The sequence below is a fragment of the Vasconcelosia minhoensis LEGE 07310 genome (genome assembly GCF_015207255.1).
Taxonomy (GTDB): domain Bacteria; phylum Cyanobacteriota; class Cyanobacteriia; order Phormidesmidales; family Phormidesmidaceae; genus Vasconcelosia; species Vasconcelosia minhoensis.
The window spans coordinates 1-1370 of sequence record NZ_JADEXG010000155.1 but is presented as its reverse complement, the minus strand read 5'-3'; the positions used below and the strand labels follow the sequence as shown (position 1 = coordinate 1370).

The 1370-nt window shown below is 47.6% G+C and carries 1 pseudogene; it reads right to left on the bottom strand.

The window, feature by feature from the left end:
* Positions 1-833: pseudogene (locus tag IQ241_RS25230) on the bottom strand (RHS repeat protein); the annotation flags it as partial.
* Between the last annotated feature and the right edge of the window lie 537 nt (positions 834-1370).

The following is a 1370-nucleotide window of genomic DNA, read 5'->3' as shown; positions in this document are numbered from 1 at the left end:
CCATTGGCATCATAGAGATATTTGTTTTGAGTTCCATCTTCATAGGTAATGCTAGTGAGATTGCCGCGACTGTCATAGCCGTAGAGAATATCGTTGCCGCGAGCATCTGTAAAACCGCTCAGGTTATCAGCATCATAGGTAAACTGAGTCGTTTGGTTTAGCGCATTGGTCTGGCTGGTAACATTGCCACTGTCATCGTAAGTAAAGCTGGCGCTAAACCCTAGTTCGCCATTAATGGCAACTAAATTGCCCGCTGCATCGTAGCTATACTGAAAGGCGCGGTCTAGCGGGTCTGTCACCGTCAGGCTTTGGTCATCGTTATAGACGACTGTTGTAGACGCTCCGCTGGGATCGGTGATAGTGTAGCCCCCTGACCCATCATAGGTGTAGGTGTAGGCTAAAGCGTCTCTGCCTTCGCCCTGGATTACCTGCTGAAGGCGACCCAACTCATCGTAGTCGTAGGTGACCTTGCTACCATCAGCGTAAGTAACGCTAGTTAACGCCGTAGGATCGTAGGGGTGTCCATAGGTAAAGCTCGTGGTGCCCGTCGAGTTCTCTACGCTATTCAAGAACTGACCGGTGGAATCGTAGGTGTAGGCAGTCGTTTGCCCGGCCTGGTCGGTGATTGTACTGATACGCCCTTGGTCGCTGTAGCTGATGGTGAAGCTGTCGCCGCTGGAGGCGCTCAGCTGAGTGAGCAGATCGCCCGTGTATTCGGCTGTAATTCGGTAGCCGTTGGCATTTTCTATATAGTCCAGCTGCCCATCAGCCCGGAAAACAATGATCGTACCGTCCTGTTCCCGTAGCTGATAATGGTCTCCTGCTTTAGTCAAAATGCCTGTGTCTTGACCTTGATAGCTTCCATCCGCTTGCAACTGGAATTGGCGACTTGAACCAGATTCTGGAGCAATTAGCTGTTGGGTGCCTAAGTTGTAGGGATTCTCAGCTAGTTGCTCAAGAGCTAAACCCGCTGTACTCGTTTCGTATAAAGCGGTACCCGGACGCTGCTGAGGCAGTAACGCTTCAATCCCAGAGTGAAGAAGGGTAACGTTACCCTCGTTATCTGTTTCTAGTCGGATGTCTCCGAGGAAAGACCAGTTCCAGCCGAAAACACCTAGATACTGAGAAGTAGAATCTGTGAAATCTTTCATTGTCATAAAGCCTTTGAAGTGGTTTATTGGCAACTAAATTTGTTATAGAGAAATGTGCGTTTCTCTATAACAAGTAAATTCAATTTCAGAAAAAGTTGTTTAGCTTTGAAACGATCTTCAACAACTTTCTAGCATTCAGAAAAGCCAGTGTCTAGCTTTTTTGGTAACTCTACTGAAGCTTTATACATCCATCAGTGGAATTACAGAGAGATTAAAGGA